This window comes from Pseudoalteromonas sp. SWYJ118, from assembly GCF_015864505.1.
GTDB classification, from domain to species: domain Bacteria; phylum Pseudomonadota; class Gammaproteobacteria; order Enterobacterales; family Alteromonadaceae; genus Pseudoalteromonas; species Pseudoalteromonas arctica.
Genome location: NZ_JADYXC010000065.1, coordinates 1 through 850 on the forward strand (window position 1 = coordinate 1; position 850 = coordinate 850).

Consider the following 850-nt stretch of genomic DNA (forward strand, 5'->3'; position numbering starts at 1 on the left):
CCCAATTAGCGTGCTGTGTAACGTATTCAATGTGCATCGTAGCAGCTATAAATATTGGGCTATACGGGATACAACGCCGACGTCAGAGCAAGTAAGGCTAGAGGCTGAAGTTAAAGCAATACATGCAATGAGCGGTGGCTCAGCTGGGGCGCGGACAATCGCGGCAATAGCAACGAACAATGATTTTGAATTGAGTCGTTATCGTGCTGCTAAGCTAATGGTTAAATTAAAGCTTGAAAGCTGCCAAGTACCTCAACATTCATATAAACGCGGCGGTAATGAACACCTTGAAATTCCAAACCTGCTTGATAGACAATTTGATGTTGTTGAGCCAGATACCGTATGGTGCGGTGATGTGACGTATATTTGGGTAGGTAATCGCTGGGCTTATTTAGCCGTTGTTATTGATTTATTTGCACGTAAAGTAGTTGGCTGGGCCATGTCGTTGTCGCCAGATACTAATTTAACGCTAAAAGCGCTTGAACTCGCGTATGAAAGCAGAGGAAAACCGACAGGACTGATGTTTCATTCAGACCAGGGTAGTCATTATACAAGTTTAAAATATCGCCAACGTTTATGGCGCTATAAAATCAAACAAAGTATGAGTAGGCGTGGAAACTGTTGGGATAATGCACCAATGGAGCGATTTTTTAGAAGCTTTAAAACGGAATGGATGCCAAAGGTTGGATATGGAAATTTTATAGATGCTAAATATAGCGTTAGTGATTATATCAACGGATATTACAACAACGTTAGGCCGCATCATTATAATGCCGGTTTAGCGCCAAATGAATCTGAGGTTAGATATCAAGATTCTAAAACTGTGGCCAAATTTTATTGACCACTACAA

General features: G+C 41.3%; 1 protein-coding gene. It reads left to right on the forward strand.

Annotated features, from left to right (window positions below):
* Positions 1-841 (forward strand): IS3 family transposase (locus tag I6F48_RS21200; protein WP_197120248.1); only part of this gene is annotated, 841 nt, incomplete at its 5' end.
* Positions 842-850 lie beyond the last annotated feature (9 nt).